This window comes from Limimaricola sp. AA108-03 (genome assembly GCF_050847355.1).
In the GTDB taxonomy this organism is placed as follows: domain Bacteria; phylum Pseudomonadota; class Alphaproteobacteria; order Rhodobacterales; family Rhodobacteraceae; genus Limimaricola.
The window spans coordinates 2,367,178-2,388,550 of record NZ_CP193755.1; the positions used below are offsets into that span (position 1 = coordinate 2,367,178).

21 protein-coding genes are annotated in these 21,373 nt (G+C 69.3%); 10 read left to right on the forward strand and 11 right to left on the reverse strand.

Going from position 1 to position 21,373, the window contains the following annotated elements; genetic code table 11:
- Positions 1-10: 10 nt before the first annotated feature.
- The 3 genes from dacB to ACRAQ3_RS11595 all read right to left on the reverse strand — a co-directional run bounded on the left by dacB (position 11) and on the right by ACRAQ3_RS11595 (position 3,032).
- Complete coding sequence (dacB, locus tag ACRAQ3_RS11585) at positions 11-1,543, reverse strand: D-alanyl-D-alanine carboxypeptidase/D-alanyl-D-alanine endopeptidase (RefSeq protein WP_432254721.1); 1,533 nt, start codon at positions 1,541-1,543, stop codon at positions 11-13.
- A gap of 65 nt (positions 1,544-1,608) precedes the next feature.
- Entirely contained in the window at positions 1,609-2,217 is a 609-nt protein-coding gene (locus ACRAQ3_RS11590; RefSeq protein ID WP_432254722.1) for a nicotinate-nucleotide adenylyltransferase, read from the reverse strand.
- Complete coding sequence (locus ACRAQ3_RS11595) at positions 2,214-3,032, reverse strand: TolB family protein (RefSeq protein ID WP_432254723.1); 819 nt, start codon at positions 3,030-3,032, stop codon at positions 2,214-2,216. The genes ACRAQ3_RS11590 and ACRAQ3_RS11595 overlap by 4 nt, the downstream gene beginning before the upstream one ends.
- A 235-nt stretch (positions 3,033-3,267) precedes the next feature.
- Between ACRAQ3_RS11595 and ACRAQ3_RS11600 the strand changes: the two genes are divergently transcribed.
- The gene (locus tag ACRAQ3_RS11600; protein ID WP_085895532.1) at positions 3,268-3,474 is read left to right on the forward strand and encodes a cold-shock protein; all 207 of its coding nucleotides are present in this window, start codon (positions 3,268-3,270) and stop codon (positions 3,472-3,474) included.
- A gap of 117 nt (positions 3,475-3,591) precedes the next feature.
- On the opposite strand, the gene ACRAQ3_RS11605 is transcribed toward ACRAQ3_RS11600, so the two are convergent.
- Positions 3,592-3,795, reverse strand: a complete 204-nt coding sequence (locus tag ACRAQ3_RS11605; RefSeq protein WP_085895531.1) for a dodecin family protein — start codon at positions 3,793-3,795, stop codon at positions 3,592-3,594.
- A gap of 34 nt (positions 3,796-3,829) precedes the next feature.
- Positions 3,830-4,492: an arylesterase gene (locus ACRAQ3_RS11610; RefSeq protein WP_269398188.1), complete on the reverse strand. Its 663-nt coding sequence runs from the start codon at positions 4,490-4,492 to the stop codon at positions 3,830-3,832.
- 52 nt (positions 4,493-4,544) lie between these two features.
- Between ACRAQ3_RS11610 and ACRAQ3_RS11615 the strand changes: the two genes are divergently transcribed.
- Complete coding sequence (locus ACRAQ3_RS11615; protein WP_269398187.1) at positions 4,545-5,216, forward strand: ABC transporter ATP-binding protein; 672 nt, start codon at positions 4,545-4,547, stop codon at positions 5,214-5,216.
- Complete coding sequence (locus ACRAQ3_RS11620; protein WP_432254724.1) at positions 5,213-7,738, forward strand: ABC transporter permease; 2,526 nt, start codon at positions 5,213-5,215, stop codon at positions 7,736-7,738. Before ACRAQ3_RS11615 ends, ACRAQ3_RS11620 begins: the two co-directional genes overlap by 4 nt.
- A 1-nt stretch (position 7,739) precedes the next feature.
- Here ACRAQ3_RS11620 and ACRAQ3_RS11625 read toward each other — a convergent pair whose 3' ends face one another.
- Together ACRAQ3_RS11625 and gltX are read right to left on the reverse strand one after the other, a co-directional pair.
- A complete protein-coding gene (locus ACRAQ3_RS11625) occupies positions 7,740-8,630 on the reverse strand; it encodes an NAD(P)/FAD-dependent oxidoreductase (protein WP_432254725.1) in 891 nt (296 codons plus the stop codon).
- An 80-nt stretch (positions 8,631-8,710) separates the two neighbouring features.
- Positions 8,711-10,030 (reverse strand): glutamate--tRNA ligase, encoded by a 1,320-nt coding sequence (gene gltX / locus ACRAQ3_RS11630; RefSeq protein WP_432254726.1) that lies wholly within the window; start codon positions 10,028-10,030, stop codon positions 8,711-8,713.
- Positions 10,031-10,092: 62 nt separating this feature from the next.
- On the opposite strand from gltX, the gene ACRAQ3_RS11635 reads away from it, so the two are divergent.
- Entirely contained in the window at positions 10,093-10,512 is a 420-nt protein-coding gene (locus ACRAQ3_RS11635; protein ID WP_269398183.1) for a metallopeptidase family protein, read from the forward strand.
- Positions 10,513-10,596: 84 nt separating this feature from the next.
- Complete coding sequence (locus tag ACRAQ3_RS11640; RefSeq protein ID WP_432254727.1) at positions 10,597-11,529, forward strand: MBL fold metallo-hydrolase; 933 nt, start codon at positions 10,597-10,599, stop codon at positions 11,527-11,529.
- Here the strand turns inward: ACRAQ3_RS11640 and ACRAQ3_RS11645 are convergent, their stop codons facing one another.
- Positions 11,530-12,981, reverse strand: a complete 1,452-nt coding sequence (locus ACRAQ3_RS11645) for an MFS transporter (protein ID WP_432254728.1) — start codon at positions 12,979-12,981, stop codon at positions 11,530-11,532.
- Between the two features lie 25 nt (positions 12,982-13,006).
- Positions 13,007-13,435 carry a DUF1801 domain-containing protein gene (locus ACRAQ3_RS11650; protein WP_432254729.1) on the reverse strand — a complete coding sequence of 143 codons (429 nt, stop codon included), beginning with the start codon at positions 13,433-13,435 and terminating at the stop codon, positions 13,007-13,009.
- Between the two features lie 103 nt (positions 13,436-13,538).
- Between ACRAQ3_RS11650 and ACRAQ3_RS11655 the strand changes: the two genes are divergently transcribed.
- Together ACRAQ3_RS11655 and ACRAQ3_RS11660 are read left to right on the forward strand one after the other, a co-directional pair.
- Positions 13,539-14,051, forward strand: a complete 513-nt coding sequence (locus tag ACRAQ3_RS11655; RefSeq protein ID WP_432254730.1) for a cupin domain-containing protein — start codon at positions 13,539-13,541, stop codon at positions 14,049-14,051.
- A 105-nt stretch (positions 14,052-14,156) separates the two neighbouring features.
- On the forward strand, positions 14,157-15,806 hold the full coding sequence (locus tag ACRAQ3_RS11660) for a 2-isopropylmalate synthase (RefSeq protein ID WP_432254731.1): 1,650 nt from the start codon (positions 14,157-14,159) through the stop codon (positions 15,804-15,806).
- A 257-nt stretch (positions 15,807-16,063) separates the two neighbouring features.
- Here ACRAQ3_RS11660 and ACRAQ3_RS11665 read toward each other — a convergent pair whose 3' ends face one another.
- Positions 16,064-16,756, reverse strand: a complete 693-nt coding sequence (locus tag ACRAQ3_RS11665) for an SDR family NAD(P)-dependent oxidoreductase (protein WP_432254732.1) — start codon at positions 16,754-16,756, stop codon at positions 16,064-16,066.
- Positions 16,746-17,459, reverse strand: a complete 714-nt coding sequence (locus ACRAQ3_RS11670; RefSeq protein ID WP_432254733.1) for an SDR family oxidoreductase — start codon at positions 17,457-17,459, stop codon at positions 16,746-16,748. The genes ACRAQ3_RS11665 and ACRAQ3_RS11670 overlap by 11 nt, the downstream gene beginning before the upstream one ends.
- 91 nt (positions 17,460-17,550) lie before the next feature.
- On the opposite strand from ACRAQ3_RS11670, the gene ACRAQ3_RS11675 reads away from it, so the two are divergent.
- The 3 genes from ACRAQ3_RS11675 to ACRAQ3_RS11685 all read left to right on the forward strand — a co-directional run bounded on the left by ACRAQ3_RS11675 (position 17,551) and on the right by ACRAQ3_RS11685 (position 21,350).
- Positions 17,551-18,351, forward strand: coding sequence for a glutathione S-transferase family protein (locus ACRAQ3_RS11675; RefSeq protein ID WP_269398176.1), 801 nt, complete (start codon positions 17,551-17,553; stop codon positions 18,349-18,351).
- Between the two features lie 192 nt (positions 18,352-18,543).
- On the forward strand, positions 18,544-20,127 hold the full coding sequence (locus tag ACRAQ3_RS11680) for a 2-isopropylmalate synthase (RefSeq protein WP_432254734.1): 1,584 nt from the start codon (positions 18,544-18,546) through the stop codon (positions 20,125-20,127).
- Positions 20,128-20,312: 185 nt separating this feature from the next.
- Positions 20,313-21,350 carry a rod shape-determining protein gene (locus ACRAQ3_RS11685; protein ID WP_085895516.1) on the forward strand — a complete coding sequence of 346 codons (1,038 nt, stop codon included), beginning with the start codon at positions 20,313-20,315 and terminating at the stop codon, positions 21,348-21,350.
- Positions 21,351-21,373 lie beyond the last annotated feature (23 nt).

Here is a 21,373-nt window from a genome sequence, read left to right on the forward strand (position 1 = left end):
CCCTCGGGCCCTAGTTGGTGGTTTCCGCCTTGGCCGCATAGGCGATGCCCCAGCGCTGCAGCAGCCTTTGCTGCAGCCACTTGGCGCGGCTGTTATAGGTCCGCGCGCCCTCGGGGCGTTCCTCCTCCTCGTCCTGCGCGTCGATCCGGCGCGCGACATCGCCCGAGAAGATCGCGAAGGCGATGTCGCGCCCGCCCAGCGTCCGTTCGTAGCCCGCCAGCGCACTGACGAAGTTGAGCGTGCCGGTCTTGGCCACCACCACGCCCGGCGGCCGCGGCAGCGCCTCGCCACGCGGGCCAAAGAGGCGGATCGACTTCAGCAGCGGCCGCAACTCCTCGCGCGATTGCGGCGTGGCGAGGATCTTGGCCATCTGCATGGCGCTGATCCGGCTGGCGCCGCCCAGCCCCGAATGATCGACGAGGTCCGGCGCCGCGCCGAAGCGCGTCTCGACCCAGTCCGACATGGCCCGTCCCGATCCGGGCAGGTCGGTCACGCCGGTGCCGCGCGCGACCGAGGCCGCGAGGCCGATCTGCTCGGCGATCAGATTGGTCGAATAGAGCAGCATGTCGCGGATCAGCTTGGTCAGATCGGCGCTTTGGTGCCGCACCAGAACCGTGCCGCGCGGTGCCGAGGCCGCCTCGGAGACGGTCCCGAGCTCGATCCCCTGCTCCTCGGCCAGCGCCGCGAAGACCTGCCCCGCATAGAGCGCCGGGCGGCGCACCGGCAGCCAGCGCGAGCCGCTGTCGCCGAGATAGCGACGGCCCACGGTCCAGACGTCGACGCCGTCTTTCTGCGCGTAGGTGTAGACCGGCGTGCCGCGATCCACCGCCTCCATCGTCGCCAGAGAGACCTCGGGACGGGTGTTGGTGCCACGCGCATCGAGCGACAACTCGTAGTCGCCGCCCGACCGCGCCCACGAGAAATAGATGCGGTTGTAGTTGAGGTTGAGCCCCGAGACCGCCGGGTTGTAGCCTAGATGCGGCAGCTGCACCGGGTCGATCTGGCTCTGCTGCGGTACCGCGCCGCCCCAGACCACGAACCCGCCGGCGACACCGCGCACGCCCTTCGCCTTGAGCTCGAGCGCCATCTCGGCCAGCGCGTCCGTATCCAGCGTCGGATCGCCGGTCCCGGCGAGCACGAGGTCGCCCTGCACGATGCCGTTCTCGATCGGCCCGGTGGCCACGAGCGTGGTCTCGAAGCGGAAATCGCTCCCGAGCGCCTCGAGCGCGTAGAGCGCGGTGATCGCCTTGGCCACCGAAGCGGGTGGCAGCCGCGTATAGGCGTCATGCTGGTCGAGGATTTCGCCCGTGCGGGCATCGAGCGCGACGAAGCCGGTCCGGCCGCCAAGTCGCGCCTCCTCGACGAAGCGGGCGGTGGAATCGCGCAGCTTCGGACGCAGCCCGGAGGGCTGCGCATCGAGCGCCACGGCGCCATCGGGCCGGGCCTGCGGGCGCAATGAGGTCAATGGCTGCGCCATCGTGGCGGAGGCGGCCATGGAAAGGCCGCCAATGAGCAGCCCGCGTCGGGTCAGTCGTGCTTTCATACCCGTTAGATAGAGCGCGCGGGCGGGTCGAGACAACGCCCCGCGCCTCACGGTTTCGCAAGTTTTCAGCCGCCGCCCGGCCAGTCGCCATCGGCGCGGATCGCGGTCGAGGAAGCGGCCGACATCGGCAGGTTGACGAAGCACCAGGCCGGGGCCGGGGCGCGCGCCAGCCCTTCGGCCGCGTGCATCGGCAGCCGGGCCCCGCGATAAACCCGCGCCGCCTGCGACAATCGCGCCGCCAGCCGGTCGCCGGGCCGCGCGAAGACGCCCATCGGCACCGTTTCGACGATGCGCCGCCAATCCTGCCAGCGATGCAGCTGCACGAGATTGTCGGCCCCCATCAGCCAGACGAAATCGACGCCCGGGTAGCGCGCCTTCAACCGCGCGATGGTCTGCGCGGTGTAGCGGGTACCGAGCCGCGCCTCGATGTCGGTGACACGGACTTTCGGGTGCTGTGCCACCTGCTCGGCCTGCGCGATCCGCTGCGTCATCGGCGCCGGGCCGCGCGGCTTGAGCGGGTTGCCCGGGCTGACCAGCCACCAGACGCGGTCCAGCCGGAACCGCCGGATCGCCTCGAGCGTGATCGCCATGTGCCCCTCATGCGCCGGATCGAACGACCCGCCCAGAAGCCCGATCGCCTGCCCCGCCCGGGCCTGCGGCCAGCCCGTGCTCATGCCGGGTACCTCACGAAGGCGAAGGCGGAGGAATCGGGCGCCCATGAGGGCACGTTGATGCTGCCCTGACCGCCGCGCATCTGAACGATTTCGCGCCCTGCCCCGCCCGATTGCGGCATCAGCCACAACGCCACCTCGAGATCGGCGGGATGGCCCTTGGTGCCCGGAGGGTAGCGCAGGTGAACGACGTGGCGGCCATCCGGCGAGGGGTGCGGGAACCAGTCGATGCCCGGCCCGTCGCTCATCCGCTCGGCCCCGGTGCCGTCGGGGTGGACGCGCCAGATATCGACCGCGCCGTCGCGCTCGCCGTTGAACCAGATCCAGTGCCCGTCGGCCGAGAAATCCGGCCCGTCGGCATGGTCGAAACCGGCGGTCACGCAGCGCTCCGCCCCGGTTTCCACATCGGTGAGGTAGATCCCCACGGGGCCGCCATCGCGCGCACCGGCATGGACCACCTGCCGCCCGTCGGGGCTCCAGCCATGCATCCACGAGGGCACCTGCCGCGTGAGCCGGCGCGGCGCACCGCCCGTCATCGGCACGAGATAGATGCAGGCGGCGCCGGTCTCGACCTTGTCCGAGATCGCGATGACCGAGCCGTCGGGCGCCGGCGCGTGGTCGTTGTTGAGCCGCGTGGCGAAGCCCGTCTCGACCGGCTCCAGCCGCTCCGCCCCCGGCGCGAGTCTCCAAAGGCGCCCATCGGCGTTCACGAGGATCGCGCCATCGGCGCACCAGTTGGGGGCCTCGATCCGGCCCGCGCAGGAGAGGCGCCGCGTGACCGTGCCATCGGTCCGCCAGATGCAGATCTCGCTTTTCATCGCTCCCCCGGGACTGCCGGACCGCGCTGCCGCGGGGCGCGCGACGCGCCGCCGGCTCGGCTGCGACGCCTCCGAATGCGAATTGATTTTCTGGCCGATTCGGGTTAACTGGACAAGGCGACGTTACCTCTATCGACCACTGTCTCCTTTACGGCCTCAGTCCCTCGATCAGCACTGACAGAGCCGAAGACCGCTGCAATTCCGCGAGCGGGTACTTGTTAAGGAAGACAGCACGATGGCTACCGGCACCGTGAAATGGTTCAACACCACCAAAGGCTACGGCTTCATCGCTCCCGATGGCGGCAAGAAGGACGTGTTCGTCCACATCTCCGCCGTTGAGCGTTCGGGCCTGACCGGCCTCGCCGACAACCAGAAGATCAGCTTCGACATCGAAGCCGGTCGCGACGGCCGCGAATCGGCGGTGAACCTCAAGCCGATGTAAGACGCGGGGGCCGATCCGGTCCCTTCGCCAGGAATTTCGAACGGGCGCGGCGCTGGCCGCGCCCGTTTTCGTCTGGGGTCAGCTTTCCGGGACCGGCTTGCGGCTGCTCGGCTCCCTTCAATCCTCGAGAATGAAGGTGACCCGCATCGCGACGCGATACTCAGTGATGCGGCCGCCCTCCACCGCGACCTTCTGCTCCGAGACCCAAGCGCTCGTGATGCCCGAAAGCGTCTCGGATGCGCGCTCGATCCCCTTCTTCACCGCGTCATCGAAGCTGTCTGGCGAGGCGGCGATGATTTCCGTGACCTTGGCGACGGACATGGCATGAACCTCCCTCTGTTGCCATGGGAGAAGTCTAGCGCAGCTCGGCCCGCGATTCACCCGCGCGCGCCCGCTCGGCCAGCGCCAGCACCTCCGGGCCCAGCGCCTCGACGATCAGCGCCACGCCCTCGGCATTGGGGTGAAGGCCGTCGGGCTGCAGATAGGCGCGCCGGGCCTCGTCGACGCCGCGCCCCTCCTGCAGCGGCGCGAAGAAATCCGGGTAGAGCGGAACCTCGTGCTCCTGCGCGAGATCGGCATAGGCGGCGTCAAAGGCCTGCGCGTAATCGGCGCCGTAGTTCGGCCCCGCCTTGATCCCCACCAGCAGCGTCTCGACCTCGGCCGCCTCGGCCTTGTCGAGGATGCCGTCGATGTTGGCGCGCATCTCGTCAGGGTCGAGACCGCGCAAATAATCGTTGCCGCCCAGCGCCACGATCATCGCGTCGACCTCGGGCGTGAGCGTCCAGTCGGTGCGCGCCAGCCCGCCCGCCGAGGTGTCGCCCGAAACCCCGGCATTGATCAGCCGCACGTCGGCGCCCTCGGCATCGAGCCATTCCTGCAGCTGTGGCACCAGCCCCTCACCCTGCGGCAGACCGTATCCGGCGGTCAGGCTGTCGCCCAGCGCCGCGATCACCAGCTCCTCGGCCTGCGCCGCGAGCGGGGCTGCGGCGATCAGCAGCGGGAGCAACAGCTTGCGCATCCCCGCCGCCACGCCATATCGCTCGGGGCGTGCGCGAAGAAAGGCCCTGCGAATGACCGAACCCGTTCTCTCCCTGAAGGATGCCGAACTGACGCTTTCGGGCAATGCGGGGCCGGTGGAGATCCTGCACGGGATCACGCTCGACGTGACGCCGGGCGAAACCCTGGGGCTGGTGGGTCCGAGTGGCTCAGGCAAGTCGTCTCTCCTCATGCTCATGGGCGGTCTGGAGCGCGCCACCGGCGGCTCCGTCGCGGCGCTGGGCCACGATCTCACCGCGCTGGACGAGGACGCTCTGGCCCGGTTCCGCCGGGACAATATGGGGGTGGTGTTTCAATCCTTCCACCTGATCCCGACGATGACGGCGCTGGAAAACGTCGCGATCCCGCTCGAACTCGCCGGCCTGCGCGACGCGCATGACCGCGCCGAGGCGCAGCTGGAAGCCGTCGGCCTCGGCCACCGCGCCGGGCATTACCCCGGCCAGCTTTCGGGCGGCGAGCAGCAGCGCGTGGCGCTGGCCCGCGCCACCGCGCCGCATCCCAAGATCCTGCTTGCCGACGAGCCCACCGGCAATCTCGACGCCGCCAATGGCGCGCAGATCATGGACCTGCTGTTCGACCTGCGCGACCGGCACGGCGCGACGCTGGTGATGGTGACCCACGCGCCCGAGCTAGCCGAGCGCTGCGACCGGGTGGTGCGGCTCACCGACGGGCGGGTGGCGGCGTGAGCGCCGGTCTCGCCGCCCGCCTCGCGCGGCGCGAGCTGCGCGGCGGGCTGCGCGGCTTTCGCATCTTCCTCGCCTGTCTGGCGCTCGGCGTCGCCGCGATCGCCGCGGTCGGCATGGTGCGCTCGGCGATCCAGGCCGGATTGGAGCGCGAGAGCGCCGCGATCCTCGGTGGCGATGCCGAGATCGAGCTGACCTATCGCTATGCCGATCCGGCCGAGCTGGAATGGATGCAGGGCGTCGCGACCACCGTCTCGGAAACCGTGGATTTCCGCTCCATGGCGGTGGTCGAGCGCGATGGCGGCACCGAGCGCGCCTTGACCCAGATCCGCGCCGTCGACGGGGCCTATCCGCTGGTGGGCGAGGTCCGGCTCGAACCGGAAATGCCGATCGAAGCGGCCTTCGCGGGTGCGGACGGCCTGCCCGGCATCGTGGTGGAGCGGGCGCTGGCCGACCGGCTGGCGCTGTCGCCCGGCGACCGGCTGCGGCTCGGCACGCAGGACTTCGTGCTGATGGCGGTGCTGGCGCGCTATCCCGACAGCGCGGCGGGCGGCTTCGGTCTGGGGCCGCGCAGCCTAGTACTGGCCGATGACCTGTCGGAATCGGGGCTTCTGGCCGAGGGCACGCTGTTCTCGACCGCCTACCGGCTCGACCTGCCGCCCGAAGCCGATCTGCAGGCGCTCGAGGACGAGGCCGAGAGCCGGTTCGAGGGCAGCGGGCTGCGCTGGCGCGATGCGCGGCGCGGCGCCGGCGGCACCGAGCGCTTCATCGACCGGCTCGGCTCCTTCCTCGTGCTGATCGGCCTGTCGGGCCTTGCCGTGGGCGGTGTCGGCATCTCGGCCGCGGTGCGCGCCTATCTCGCGGGCAAGACCGCGACCATCGCCACGCTCAGGACGCTGGGCGCGACGCGCGCCACCATCTTCCTCACCTATTTCCTGCAGATCGGCGCGCTGACGTTGCTGGGCCTTGCCATCGGCCTGGCGCTGGGCATTGCGGTGCCGCTTGCGCTGGCGCCGCTGATCACCGCGCGGCTGCCGATCCCGGCGGAGTTCGCGATCTATCCGCGCCCGCTGATCGAGGCGGCGCTCTACGGCGCGCTGGTCGCCATGATCTTCACCCTCTGGCCGCTGGCGCGGACCGAGAACGTGCGGGCCGCGACGCTGTTTCGCGATGCGATGGGGGCGGGCCGCGCCCTGCCCCGGCGGCGCTATATGGGCGCGATCCTCGGGCTGCTGGCGGTGCTTCTGGGCGCGGCGGTGCTGTTCTCGGGCACGTGGAAGCTCACCCTCTCGACCGCGGGCGGCATCGCGGGGGCGCTGTTGCTGCTGACTCTCGCCGCGCTCGGCGTGCAGGCCTTGGCGCGCCGCTTCGGCCGCGGCCTGCGCGGACGCCCCGGCCTGCGGCTGGCGCTCGGTGCGATCGGCAAGCGCGGCGGCGAGACCGGCTCGGTGGTGCTGTCTCTGGGGCTCGGCCTGTCGGTGCTGGCGGCCGTGGGCCAGATCGACGGCAATCTGCGCCGGGCGATCCAGAACGACCTGCCGGAGGTCGCGCCCGCCTATTTCTTCGTCGACATCCAGCCTGATCAGATCGAGGGCTTCCGGGCCCGGCTCGACGACGATCCGCAGGTCAGCCGGGTCGACAGCGCGCCGATGCTGCGCGGCATCGTCAGCGAGATCAACGGCCGGGCCGCGCGCGAGGTCGCCGATCACTGGGTGCTGCATGGCGATCGCGGCCTGACCTATTCCGCCACGCCGCCGGATGGCGAGGAGATCGTCGCGGGGGAATGGTGGGCCGAGGACTACGCGGGCCCGCCTCTGGTGAGCTTCGCCGAGGAGGAAGCGCTGGAGATTGGCCTCGGGATCGGCGACGAGATCACCGTCAATGTTCTGGGCCGCGACGTGACCGCGACCATCGCCAATCTGCGGCGCGTCGATTTCGGCTCGGCGGCCATCGCCTTCGTGATGTCGATGAACCCCGGCGCGCTCGCCGGTGCGCCGCATAGCTGGATTTCGACGGTCTATGCCGCGGAGGAGGCCGAGGCCGCGATCCTGCGCGACCTCGCCGATGCCTATCCCAACATCACCGCGATCCGGGTCCGCGATGCGATCGATCAGGTCACCCGGGTGGTCGATGGCATCGCCGCCGCGACCCGCTACGGCGCCGCCGCCACTCTGCTCACCGGTTTCCTGGTGCTGATCGGCGCGGCGGCGGCGGGCGAGCGGTCGCGCACCTACGAGGCGGCGATCCTCAAGACGCTGGGCGCCTCGCGTCGCCGCATCCTGTCGAGCTTCGCGCTGCGCGCGGCGCTTCTGGGGGCGGCGGCCGGGCTGGTGGCGCTCGGCGCCGGCGTGCTCGGCGGCTGGGCCGTGGCGCGCTTCGTGATGGAGACCGATTTCTCGGTGATCTGGTCCTCGGCCGTGGGCATCGTGCTGGGCGGCGCGCTGGCGAGCCTGCTGGCGGGGCTGGGCTTCGCCTGGCGGCCCCTGAAGGTGCGCCCGGCGCAGGTGCTCCGGGCGCAGGACTGAGCTAGCGCCCGAGCAGCCGGTTATGGATCGCCGTGGTCGCCACGGCGGCATGACCCATGCCATAGGCGATCTGGTCGAGCCCGGCGATCACGTCGCCTATGGCGAAGAGCCCCTCGATGCTGGTCTCGCAATGCGCGTCGACCGGGATGCAGCCCGCCTCGGTCAGATCCGCGCCGAGGTCGCGGGCGAGATCGGAATGCGGATCGGTGCCGAGCGCGACATAGAGCGTGTCGAAACGGGCCTCGCGCCCGTCCTGCATCTCGACCACGATCTCGTCACCGACGAGCCGGATCTTGCGGCGATGCGACGGCAGGATCTTCAGCCCCGCCTTGGACAGCGCCCGCTCGCCGTCATCGTCGAGCGGCGCGTGCTCGGGACGCACCACGGTCACGTCCTCGGCGTAGTGACGCACGAAGCGGCCCTCGGCCACGGCGTGCGGACCCGAGCCGAGGATCGCCACCTTCTTGCCGCGCACCTCGTAGGCGTCGCAGATCGGACAATAGCGGATCAGCCCGCGCGCCACCCCTTCGTCATGGATCTCCTCGGGGATCTGCGGCGGGCGGTTGGTGACGCCGGTGGCAAGGATCAGCATCCGCGTCTCGAGCGCGCCGCCATCGGCCTCGACCCGGAAACCGCCATCGATGCGGCTGGCCGATGTGACGTGGTCGCGGCGGATCTCCACATCGTAGTGATCGAGCTGGCGGCGCATCCGGTCGAGCAGTTCCGGCCCCTCGATCCCGTCCGGGTAGCCCGGCAGGTTGCGGGTGCGCGGAATGCGATGCGCGCGAGGCCGGCCCGCATCGAACAGCGCCGTGTCGCGCAGGAACCGGGCGAGGTAGATCCCGGCGGTGAGCCCCGCCGGACCGCCGCCCACGATGATGCAATCCTTCATGGCCGATCTCCCGCCTCGTCAGAGGCGGGAGATATGGCGCGGGCGGGCCGGGTCCAGCCCGAAGCCCGGGTCCTGCCCGATCAGACCCGCGGCTTGACCTGCATCAGCGCCATGACATCGGCCATTTCCGGGCCATGATCCATGCCGGTGACGGCGCGGCGCAGCGGCAGGAACAGCGACTTGCCCTTGCGGCCGGTCTCGGCCTTCACCGCGTCGGTCCAGGATTTCCAAGTCTCGGGGCCATAGGGCGGCTCGCCCAGCATCCCCAGAGCCTGCCCCACGAATTCGGCATCCTCGGGCTCGGCGCGGCCCGCATCGCCGTCGCGGAACACCGCCCACCACTTGGCAATCGTGGCGCGGGTCTTGAGGTTGCCGCGCACCGTGGCCCAGAACGCCTCGGCCAGATCCTCGGGCACCCCCGCCGCGCGCACGTCCTCGGCGACCTCCGAAAGCGACTGCTGCGACAGCCAGCGCGCGGTTAGCGGCTCCAGATCGGCGGGGTCGAACTTGGTGGGTGCCGAGCCGAAGGTCGAGATGTCGAAGCCCTCGATCACCTCGGCAGGCGTCTGGCGCAGTTCCACGGGCTGCGAGGAGCCCAACCGCGCCATCAGGCTCAGGATCGCCATCGGCTCGATCCCCGCCGCCTTGAGATCGCGCAAGGACAGCGTGCCGAGCCGCTTCGACAGCGCCTCGCCCTGCGGGCCGGTGAGCAGCGAGTGATGCGCGAAGCGCGGCGGCTCGTAGCCCAGCGCCCGGATGATCTGGATCTGCGTCGCGGTGTTGGTCACGTGGTCCGAGCCGCGCACCACGTCGGTGATGCCCATCTCGGCATCGTCCACCGAGGAGGCGAAGGTGTAGAGCACCTGCCCGCTTTCCTTGATCAGAACCGGGTCCGACACGCTCGCGGCATCGATCGAGATCGGCCCGAGGATGCCGTCCTCCCACTCGATCCGCTCGCGGTCGAGTTTGAAGCGCCAATGGCTGCCGCGCTCGGCGCGCAGCCGGTTCTTTTCCTCTTCAGACAGGTCGAGAGCCGCCCGGTCATAGACCGGCGGCTTGCCCATGTTGAGCTGCTTCTTGCGCTTGAGGTCGAGCTCGGTCGGGGTCTCGAAGCATTCGTAGAGCCGCCCGTCGGCCACCAGCTTCTCGCGCGCCGCCGCGTAGCGCTCCATCCGGTCGGATTGCCGTTCCACCCGGTCATGGGTGATGCCGAGCCAATCCAGCGCCTCGAGGATGCCGTCCACGTATTCGGGCTTCGAGCGCTCCTGGTCGGTGTCGTCGATGCGCAGGATGAACTCGCCGCCCTGTTGGCGCGCGATGGCATGGTTGAACAGCGCGGCGCGCAGGTTGCCGATATGCAGCCAACCGGTGGGGGACGGGGCGAAACGGGTCGTTGTCATGGGGCTCTCCTGTTCGCCATGGGCTCTTTCACAGGCGGGCCGTTTTGTCCATATCGGGGGCCATGGACAGCACATCCGACCCCTTCGCGGGCAGCCCTCTCGCGCCCAGTCTCGATGAGATCGAGACGATCGCGCGCCATGTCATCGCCACCCTGCCCGAGCCGTTCCGCCGCGCGGCCGCAGAGGTGGCGCTGCGCGTCGTCGATTTCGCGCCCGACGACATTCTCGAGCAGATGGAGATGGAGCCGTTCGAGCTGACAGGGCTCTATGACGGCACGCCGATGACCGAGAAGTCGAACTGGGACGTGCCGCAGGGCCCGGACGTGGTCTGGCTGTTCCGGCGGCCGATCCTCGACGAATGGGCCGAGCGCGGCGACGTGACCGTGGCCGAGATGGTGGCGCATGTGACGGTGCATGAATTCGCCCATCATTTCGGCTGGTCCGACGACGACATCGCCGCGATCGACCAATGGTGGCTGTGATGCAGGGGCTTTGTGCATCCCCGCGCTAGGCAAAGCCCCGGCATGCCCTAACCTTTGCGTCATACAACGCAGAGGAGACGTGAGATGTCACATTCCATCAGCCGCCGCGCGGCGCTCATGGCCGGCGCGGCGCTGCCGCTGGCTGCGAGTGCGGGCCTGCCCGGTACCGCCATTGCCCAGACCGCGCCCTCGGGCGACGCGGTCGAGCTTCCGACGCACCGCGCCTTTACGCTGGGCGATGTCAAGGTGACCACCCTGCTTGCCGGCAGCCGCGTCGTGCCCGAGCCGCACTCGATCTTCGGGCTCAATGTCGACGACGAGACCTTCGCGCAGGTCAGCGAGGAGAACTTCATCCCCTCCGACGAGGCGCGGTTCTTCTTCAACCCGGTGCTGGTCGAGGCGGGCGAGGACGTGATCCTCGTCGATACCGGCCTCGACGCGGCGGGCATCACCGCGGCGCTGGAGGCCTCCGGCCGCTCGCCCGGGGACGTCACCCACGTGGTGCTGACCCACATGCATGGCGACCATATCGGCGGGCTGATGACCGAGGCCGGGGAAAAGACCTTTCCCAACGCCTCGCATCACGCGGGCCGGGTCGAGTTCGACCACTGGGCCGGACAGAACAACGAGGGCTTCGAGGCCAAGGTGCGGCCGCTCGAGGGGGAACTGCAATTCCTCGAGGACGGCGACCAGGTCGGCCCGCTCACCGCGATGGCGGCCTTCGGCCATACGCCGGGCCACCTCGTCTTCACCGTGGCGGGGAGCGAAGGCGAGTTGCTGCTGATGGCCGATACCGCCAACCACTACGTCTGGTCGGTGGGCGAGCCCGATTGGCATGTCAGCTTCGATTCCGACAAGGAGATGGCGGTCGAGACCCGGCGCCGGGTGCTGTCGATGGCAGCCGAACGCAAGATGCCGGTGATCGGCTACCACATGCCCTTCCCGGGGGCGGGCTACGTCATGGCGGTGGATGACGGCTTTGCCTGGGTGCCGCACAGCTACCAGCTGACGCTGTGATCATTCCGCCGGGGTGGGCTCGGGCTTTCCGCCCGGTCCCTGCCCCGGCACGAGGCGCGGCTCGGGCAGCCGCCAGACCAGCAGCGCCACGGCGACGAAGGCGGCCGCGTTGAACCACAGCGCGGCCGTCAGCGCATCCGGATAGCCGCCGCCCCCGCGCAGCATCCCGAAGAACAGCTGTCCCATCACCGCCACGCCCAGCGCGCCGCCGACCTGCTGGAAGCTTTGCAGCGCGCCCGAGCCCGCGCCGGTGTCGCGGTCGGCGACGTTGGCGAGCACCGTCTGGAACAGCGGCGAGACGGCGGTGCCGAGGCCGAGCCCCGAGAGCGCCAGAGGCAGGATGAAAGCCGCGCGCGACAGCGCCTCGCCCGCCTCGGGGAGCATCAGCCGCAGCGCGGTCATGCCGATCACCAGCAGCACCGCGCCTGCCGTGATCCGCTCGCGCGGCCAGCGGGTCCCGAGACGGCCCGACAGGACCGATGCGCCCAGCACCCCGAGCGAGAACGGCATGGTGGTGATTCCGGATTCGAGCGGCGTCAGCCCGTAGCCCACCTGCAGGAAGATCGCGAAGACGAGGAAGAAGCCGGGGATGCCGGCGAAGAGCAGCGTCGCCAGCACCGAGCCGGTGACGTAGTCGGCATTCGCCAGAAGGCTCGCCGGGATCAGCTGCGGCGCCCCCCGCCGCGCCTGCCGCCGCTGCCATGCGACGAAGCCCGCGCCGGTCGGCATGGCGGCGACCATCATCGCGAAAACCCAGACGGGCCAGCCGAGCTGACGCCCCTCGATCAGCGGAAACAGCAGCAGCATCAGCCCGGTGCCCGCCAGCGCCATGCCGACGAGGTCGAGCCTGAGCGCCGCGTCGCCCGGCACCTTGGGCACGAAGCGCAGCGCCCCGAGCACCGCCACCGCGCCGACCGGGATATTGACGAGAAAGATCGGCCGCCAGTCGAGCCCCATGATATCGGCCCCGATCAGCACCCCGCCCAAGAGCGGGCCGGCGACGCTGGCGAGCCCGGCCGAAAGCCCGAACAGCGCGAAGGCGGCACCGCGTTCGCGCGGCGGGAACAGCGCCGGCACCAGCGCCAGCGTCTGCGGCGTCATCATCGCGCCGCCCAAGCCCTGCAGCACCCGCGCGGCCACGAGGCTGCCGATGCCGGGCGCGAGGCCGCATAGCGCCGAAGCGATGGTGAAGACCGCGACCCCGATCACGAACATCCGCCGCCGCCCGACCACGTCGCCGAGACGACCGGCGGGCAGCAGAAACAGCGCGAAGCTCAGGATATAGGCCGCGACGACCCATTCGATCTGGCTGTCGCTGGCTTGAAAGGCGTCCTGCAGCGAGGGGATGGCGACGTTGACGATGGTGACGTCGATCAGGTTCATGAAACCCGCCACCAACAGCGCTGCCATGGCGATCCAGCGGCCCCTGAGCGGGGTGTCCTCTTCGGTCATGGCGATCCCTGGCGCGCGCCGCCGCTCAGATCGGATGCACCGGCCAATACCCCGCCAGCCGGTCGAGCCCGTGCCGGATCAGCTCCGCCAGCGCGCCGCGATCCACGTCGGCGAGCTTGTTGATGTAAAGGCACGACTTTCCCATCCGGTGCTTGCCCAGCCGGGCAAGGATCGGGTTGGCCTCGTCGTATCCCGGCATGATGTAGAGCACGAGATTGGCCTTTCGAGGCGAAAACCCGGTGGCGAGGAAGCGTCCGGCATGGCCGCTCTCGTAGACGTAGTCGTAGGAGCCGTAGCCCACGATCGACGGCCCCCACATCTGCGGCACGAAACCGGTCACTTCCCGGAACAGCGCATCCAGTGCCAGGGCGTCCTCGCGTCGGCGGTCCGGGGTCACTGCCTCGAGGAACGCCTCGACGCTGGCGCCGGTGGGCAGGGTCTTGTTCTCGGACATGGCGCCTCCCGACGGGGTTGGGGATCGGGCCGAGATTAGAGACCCGGCGGCGTGGCGCAAGCGCGGCGTTGCCGAGGGGCCGCGGGCGTCTAGGATACTGCGCATGAGCCCTGTCCGCCGCATCCGCGTCGCCGCCAATGGCGGCATTCCGAACCACCCGCGCTGGCCGGCGCTGCTTTATGCGCGCGCCTTCGCGCCCGAGGCGGCGGAAGCTTTGCTGCGACGCCATGGCTGGGGCGGGATCTGGCGCTGGGGCGTCTTCGATTATCACCATTTCCACCCCGACGCGCATGAGGCGCTGCTTTGCGTCGCCGGCAGCGCCCGGCTGCGGATCGGCGGCGAGGCGGGCGAGGATCTCGACGTCGCGCCCGGCGACGCGCTGGTGCTGCCGGCGGGGTTCGGTCATCGCTGCCTCGAGTGCCGGCCGGGCTTCGCGGTAGTGGGGGCCTATCCGCCGGGCCAGGAAGCGCCATCGGTCGAGCGTGCGGCCGTGGATGCCGGGCACCGCTTCGGCGCCCAAATCGCCGCCCTGCCCTGCCCGGAGCGCGATCCAGTGACCGGCGGCCCGATGTCGGACACGTGGCCCGATACCGTGGCCGATCCGCCGCGCAAGTGACTGAGGTGCCGGGGCTGTTGTCTTGGGCGGGGGCCGTCGTTACTCTGCACCAAAGCGGAAACTTGGACCGGTCGCACCGGGTCCAGCGATCGGGGGCAATCGGTCATGTCGGCAGGAGCCAAGCGCGCGTTCACACTCGCGGCGGCGATGATGCTCGCGCAGGCGCCCGGCGCGCAGGCGCAGGAAGCCACCATCAAGCAATACGAGGACGGGGGCGTCTACGAGGGCACCTTCCTCAACGGGCGCCAGCACGGGCGCGGCAGTTACCGACTGCCCAATGGCTACGAGTATGTCGGCGAATGGTTCGAGGGCGAGATCCGCGGCGAGGGTCAGGCCACCTTCCCGAACGGCTCGGTCTATGAGGGCCAGTTCGCGCGCGGCAAGCCCGAAGGGGTGGGTCGGATCACCTTCGCCGATGGCGGCAATTACGAGGGCGAGTGGGAAGACGGCAAGATCACCGGCCGCGGCACCGCCGAATACGCCAACGGCACCCGCTACGAAGGCGAATTCCGCAACGCCATGCATCACGGCACCGGCCGGCTGAGCAGCCCCGACGGCTATGTCTATGACGGCCAGTGGGTCAACGGCGTCAAGGAAGGCGAAGGCAAGATCACCTATCCCGACGGCTCGACCTACGAGGGCATGCTCAAGGCCGGCGAGCGCGACGGGCAAGGCACGCTCACCATGCCCGACGGGCTGGTCTATGAAGGTAATTGGGTCGACGGCCAGATCGAGGGCGAGGGCCGGCTCGAACAGCCCAATGGCGACGTCTATATCGGCCAGTTCGCGGCGGGCAAGCGCGAGGGCACGGGCCGGGTCCAATACGCCAATGGCGACGTCTACGAGGGCGCGTTCAAGGATGATCGCCGCCATGGTCAGGGCACCTTCACCGGCACCGACGGCTATCGCTATGTCGGTGAATGGGTCGAGGGGCGGATCGAAGGTCAGGGCGAGGTCACCTATCCCGACGGGTCGGTGTATGTCGGCCAGTTCGAGAACGATCTCGCGCATGGCACAGGCAAGATCACCTATCCCGACGGCTCGACCTATGAGGGCGACTGGAGCGAGGGCGTGATCGAGGGCACCGGCACCGCCACCTACGCCACCGGCCTCGTCTACGAGGGCGAGTTCCTCGACGCGCGCAATCACGGGCGCGGCAAGATGACCTATGCCGACGGCTACAGCTACGAAGGCGATTGGGTCGAAGGCCAGCGCGAGGGCCAGGGCCTGGCGATCTATGCCGACGGCACCCGCTACGAGGGCGGCTTCGAGGACGGCCAGCGCCATGGCCAGGGCCGGATCACCATGCCCGACGGCTTTACCTATGAAGGCCAGTGGGTCGATGGCGAGATCGAGGGCGAAGGCGTCGCGACCTATGCCAATGGCGACATCTATGAGGGCCAGTTCCGCGACGGTCGCCGCCAGGGGCGCGGCGTGATGCGCTATGCCACGGGCGAGACCGAGGAAGGCGGCTGGCGCGACGGCGCCTTCGTCGGCGACGCGCCGGTCGAGCCCCCGGAGGCGGAGGAGGACGCGACCGGCACCCATGCCGATGCCGATGCCGATGCCGTCGAAGAGGACACGGCCGGCACGCCACCGGAAGAGCCTGTCGAGACCGAGGCCCCGGACACGCCCGAAACCCCGGATACCCCTGAAACCCCGGAAGACGGCATCGAGGGAGATGAGCCCGCCCAAGCCCCTGCGGAGGATGATGCCGACGGCGACGGGACCGAGGAGGTCGGGGAGGAGAGCTGAGCGCTAGACCCGCTCGCCCCGGTTCATCCGATCAAGGAAGCCGCCTCGCGCAATATGGCGCGGTGCTTGTCGGCCCCTATCCGGTCCCGCGTCCGGTACATCTGCGAACTTGCGCATGGCAGGAAACCGAAATGCGTCTTCCTGGGATGATACGGGACGTCGCCGACCTCGGCCATCACCACCATGTCGCGGCCCTTGCCGGCCTTGCGCAGCGCCGAGAGTGACAGGGTGAGTGACCGCCGAAAGCGAGGACCGGCTCACCACGGCACCTCCTCTCCGCGCCAGTCGTAAAAGCCCCCCGACTGCGCCGGATCGAGATTGTCCATGACCTGCAACAGGTTCTTCGCCGCCTCCTCGGCCGAAACCATCTTGTGGCGTCCGGCATAGGGGGCGGTGAACTCGGTCTCGACCGTGCCGGGATGCAGGGCCACGAGCACCGCGCCCTTGTCCTGTCGTTTCAACTCCAGCGCCGCGCCATGCACGATCTGGTTCAGCGCCGCCTTCGAGGCGCGGTAGGAATACCAGCCGCCCATGGCGTTGTCGCCGATGGAGCCGACCCGCGCCGAGAGCACGCCGCAGCGCCCGCCCGGCTCGATCAGCCGGGACAGCTGCCGCAGCACCAGCGCCGGGCCGATGGCGTTGACCGCGATGACCCGGGCCATGTGATCGGCCTCGATCGCGTCGAGCGCCTTTTCCGGCCCCTGCCCTTCGGGCGCGAGAATGCCGATGGCGACGAGGATCAGCGCGAAGGGCCTCTCGACAGCGCCAAGGACCCTTTCGACCGAGGTCGGATCGGTGACGTCGAGCCCGTCATCCCGGCGCGACAGCCGGGTGACGGCCGTGCCGCGCCGCTCCAATTCGGTGGCGAGCGCCGCGCCGATGCCGCCCGACGCGCCGATGACGAGGGCGGTCGCAGGAACGGTCGCCGGGGTGGCGGCGTCAGTCGGCATAGATCATCTTCCGGGTCATGCCTCCGTCGAGCAGGATGCTCTCGCCGGTCATGAACCCCGCCCCGGCGAGCCAGAGCACTGCCTCGGCCACGTCCTCGGGGCGGCCCGCACGGCCCGCCGGATGCTGCGCATGGTCGATCTCGCGCAGCTCGTCCCAGCCGGTCGTCACGATCCAACCGGGCGCAATGGCGTTCACGCGGATCTCGGGCCCGAGCGAAATGGCGAGCGCGTGGGTCAGCGCCGTGAGGCCGCCCTTGGCGGCAGCGTAGGGTTCGGTCTGCGGCTCGGACTGGTGGGCGCGCGACGAGGTGATGTTGACGATCGTGCCGCGCCGTGCGCGCAACAGCGGCACGCAGTGCTTGGTCATCAGGAAGGCACCGGTGAGATTGGTGCCGATCCATTTCTGCCAATCGGCCAGCGCCAGATCCTCGATCGGTCCCGCCTCCGGGCTCGCCAGCCCGGCATTGTTGACCAGCAGGTCGAGCCCGTCCCAGCCGGTGGCGGCGATGGCGGCCCGGACCGAGGCCTCGTCCGAGACATCGCCCTCGATCGCCCGCGCGCCCTCGGGCAGCCCCTGCAACGCCCCGGGGTCGCGGTCCATCGCCGCGACCTCCCAGCCCTCCTGCGCCAGACGCTCCACGAGACCGCGCCCGATACCCTTGGCGCCGCCGGTGACGAGCGCCCGCTTCATGTGCTGTGTCATGCGCCGCGAGCTAGAAGGATGCGTTCGCCGGTCAATCCGTGACGGCGCGGCCACGGCGTGGCATGATGTCCGCCGGAGAGGAGGATCGTCCATGACCCGACCGACCATCTACCACATCCCGGTCTGCCCATTCTCGCAGCGGGTCGAGATCCTGCTGGCGCTCAAGGGGCTGAGGGATGCGGTCGATTTCCATGTCATAGACATCACCGAACCGCGCCCCGACTGGCTGCTGGAAAAGACCGGCGGCACCACGGCATTGCCGGTGCTGGAGACCGAGGACGGCGGCATCCTCAAGGAGAGCCTGGTGATCCTGCGCTATGTCGAGGAGCGCTGGGCCGAGCCGCGCATCGCCCGTGCCGACCCGTTCGAGCGCGGCATCGAGCGGCTGTTCATCACCCGCGAGGGGCCGTTCGGCATGTCCGGTTATCTCTACGTGATGAACACCGATCCCGCGAAGCGAGACGACAAGCGCGCGGCGCTGCTCGGGCATTACCGCTGGCTGGGCGAGATGCTGGAGCGGCACAACCCGCAGGGCACATGGCTGTTCGATCGCTACGGGCTGGCCGAGATCGTCTACACGCCGCTGATGATGCGGTTCTGGTTTCTCGAGCATTACGAGGGATTCGATCTGCCCGAGACCCCCGAATTCGATCGCGTGCGTCGCTGGCGCGACGCCTGTCTCGGCTTCGAGGCGGCGCAGCAGGTGCGCTACGAACAGATCGTCAAGCTCTACTACGATTACGCCGTGGGGTCGGGCAACGGCGCGCTGCCAGACGGGCGGCGGCGCTCGAGCTTCGTGTTCGAGCCCGACTGGCGCGACCGGCCGATGCCGCCCCGCGACAAGTACGACCGCGTCGCCTCGGATACCGAGTTGGGACTTCTGTCGGCTTAGGGGTTTTCATCCCGCGAACGGGCGATATAGTCCCGCCCATGAGCCGGAACCTCACCCTCTCGTCCCCCGCGGCCCTGCCCGCGCTTCGGACCCTCCTTCTCCTTACTCGCCTCTGAGCGTGCCCGTCGGCGCGACCGCTCAGAGGGGACAATCGCGCCGGATAACGCACCCGGACCCGAGAGGAATTGAGAGATGACCACCACCCCCGACACCCGCCCCGAAAACCGCGTCCTGATCTTCGACACGACGCTGCGCGACGGCGAGCAATCGCCCGGCGCCACCATGACCCATGCCGAAAAGCTGGAGATCGCCGAGCTGCTCGACGAGATGGGCGTCGACATCATCGAGGCCGGCTTCCCGATCGCCTCGGAGGGCGATTTCAAGGCGGTGAGCGAGATCGCGAAGCAGTCGAGGAACGCCACGATCTGCGGTCTCGCCCGCGCCAATTACAAGGACATCGACCGCTGCTGGGAGGCGGTGAAGCACGCCCGCTCCCCGCGCATTCACACCTTCATCGGCACCTCGCCGCTGCACCGCGCCATCCCGAACCTGACGCAGGACGAGATGGCGCAGCGGATCCACGACACCGTGACCCACGCGCGCAACCTGTGCGACAACGTGCAGTGGTCGCCGATGGACGCGACCCGGACCGAGTGGGATTACCTCGCCCGCGTGGTCGAGATCGCGATCAAGGCCGGCGCCACGACGATCAACATCCCCGACACGGTGGGCTATACCGCGCCGATGGAAAGCGCCGACCTGATCCGCCGGCTGATCGCCGAGGTGCCGGGCGCCGACGAGATCATCTTCGCGACCCATTGCCACAACGATCTGGGCATGGCGACGGCGAACGCGCTGGCCGCGGTCGAAGGTGGCGCGCGGCAGATCGAATGCACGATCAACGGCCTCGGCGAGCGCGCCGGCAACACCGCGCTGGAGGAAGTGGTGATGGCGCTGAAGGTGCGCCACGACATCCTGCCCTGGGACACCGGCATCGACACCCGCAAGATCATGAACATCTCGCGTCGCGTCGCCACCGTCTCGGGCTTCCCGGTGCAGTTCAACAAGGCGATCGTCGGCAAGAACGCCTTCGCGCACGAGAGCGGCATCCATCAGGACGGGATGCTGAAGAACGCCGAGACCTTCGAGATCATGCGCCCCGAGGATGTCGGGCTCAACGCCACCAACATCGTGCTGGGCAAGCATTCCGGCCGCGCCGCGCTGCGCTCCAAGCTGAAGGAGCTGGGCTTCGAGCTGGCCGACAATCAGCTCAACGACGTCTTCGTGCGGTTCAAGGAACTGGCAGACCGCAAGAAGGAGGTCTACGACGACGACCTGATCGCGCTGGTGCGCCAGAACGAGGCGGTCTCGGACCGGCTGCGGCTCAAGTCGCTGAAGGTGATCTGCGGCACCGAAGGGCCGCAGCACGCCGAGATGACCCTGACGATCGACGACGAAGAGAAGTCGGTCGACGCCACCGGCGACGGCCCCGTGGATGCCACCTTCAACGCGATCAAGGCGCTGTTCCCGCACGAGGCGCGGCTGCAACTCTACCAAGTGGCGGCCGTCACCGAAGGCACCGACGCGCAGGCGACCGTCTCGGTGCGGCTGGAGGAGGACGGGCGCATCGCGACCGGCCAATCCGCCGATACCGACACCGTGGTGGCGAGCGCCAAGGCCTATATCAACGCCGTGAACCGGCTGCTGGTGCGGCGCGAGAAGACCGCCCCGAATGCCGATGTGAAGGGCGTGGGTTATCTCGACGCCGGGGAATGACATCGCGCCGACGCGGCGCCCCGGCGCCGCGTCTTCCATGCAACGGTACGTGAAACGGCGAAAATGCGCTGACCGCAGGGGTTGCGGGCCTTTCCGCGCCGGGCCGTCATGCCTATAAGGCGCGAGGTCCGCAGGCCCTCGGAGTCGCGGAACATCACAGCACTGGGAACGGGATAGATCACGCCATGTTCGGATTGGGCAGCTTGTTTTCGTCTGACATGGCGATCGACCTCGGGACGGCGAACACGCTGGTCTACGTCAAGGGACGTGGCATCGTGCTGTCCGAACCCTCCGTCGTGGCCTACCACGTCAAGGACGGCGTCAAGAAGGTGCTCGCCGTGGGCGAGGACGCCAAGCTGATGCTGGGCCGGACCCCGGGCTCGATCGAGGCGATCCGGCCGATGCGCGAGGGCGTCATCGCCGATTTCGATGTCGCCGAGGAGATGATCAAGTATTTCATCCGCAAGGTGCACAAGCGGACCACCTTCTCGAAGCCCAAGATCATCGTCTGCGTGCCGCATGGCGCCACCCCGGTGGAAAAGCGGGCGATCCGGCAATCGGTCCTTTCGGCCGGCGCGCGGCGCGCAGGCCTGATCGCCGAGCCGATCGCGGCGGCGATCGGATCGGGCATGCCGATCACCGATCCCACCGGCAACATGGTCGTCGATATCGGCGGCGGCACCACCGAGGTGGCGGTGCTGTCGCTCGGCGACATCGTCTATGCCCGCTCGGTCCGCGTCGGCGGCGACCGGATGGACGAGGCGATCGTGAGCTACCTGCGGCGCCAGCACAATCTGCTGGTGGGCGAGGCCACGGCCGAGCGGATCAAGACCCAGATCGGCACCGCCCGGATGCCCGATGACGGCCGCGGCCAGTCGATGCATATTCGGGGCCGCGACCTCCTGAACGGCGTGCCCAAGGAAACCGAGATTTCCCAGGCGCAGATCGCCGAGGCGCTGGCCGAGCCGGTGCAGCAGATCTGCGAGGCGGTGATGACCGCGCTCGAGGCGACGCCGCCGGATCTCGCCGCCGACATCGTCGACCGGGGCGTGATGCTCACGGGGGGCGGCGCGCTTCTGGGCCAGCTCGACCTCGCGCTGCGCGAGCAGACCGGGCTCGCCATCTCGGTCGCCGACGAGTCACTCAACTGTGTGGCGCTCGGCACCGGCAAGGCGCTGGAATACGAGAAGCAGCTGCGGCATGTGATAGACTACGACAGCTGAGACGACGCCCCCGCCGGGGGCGT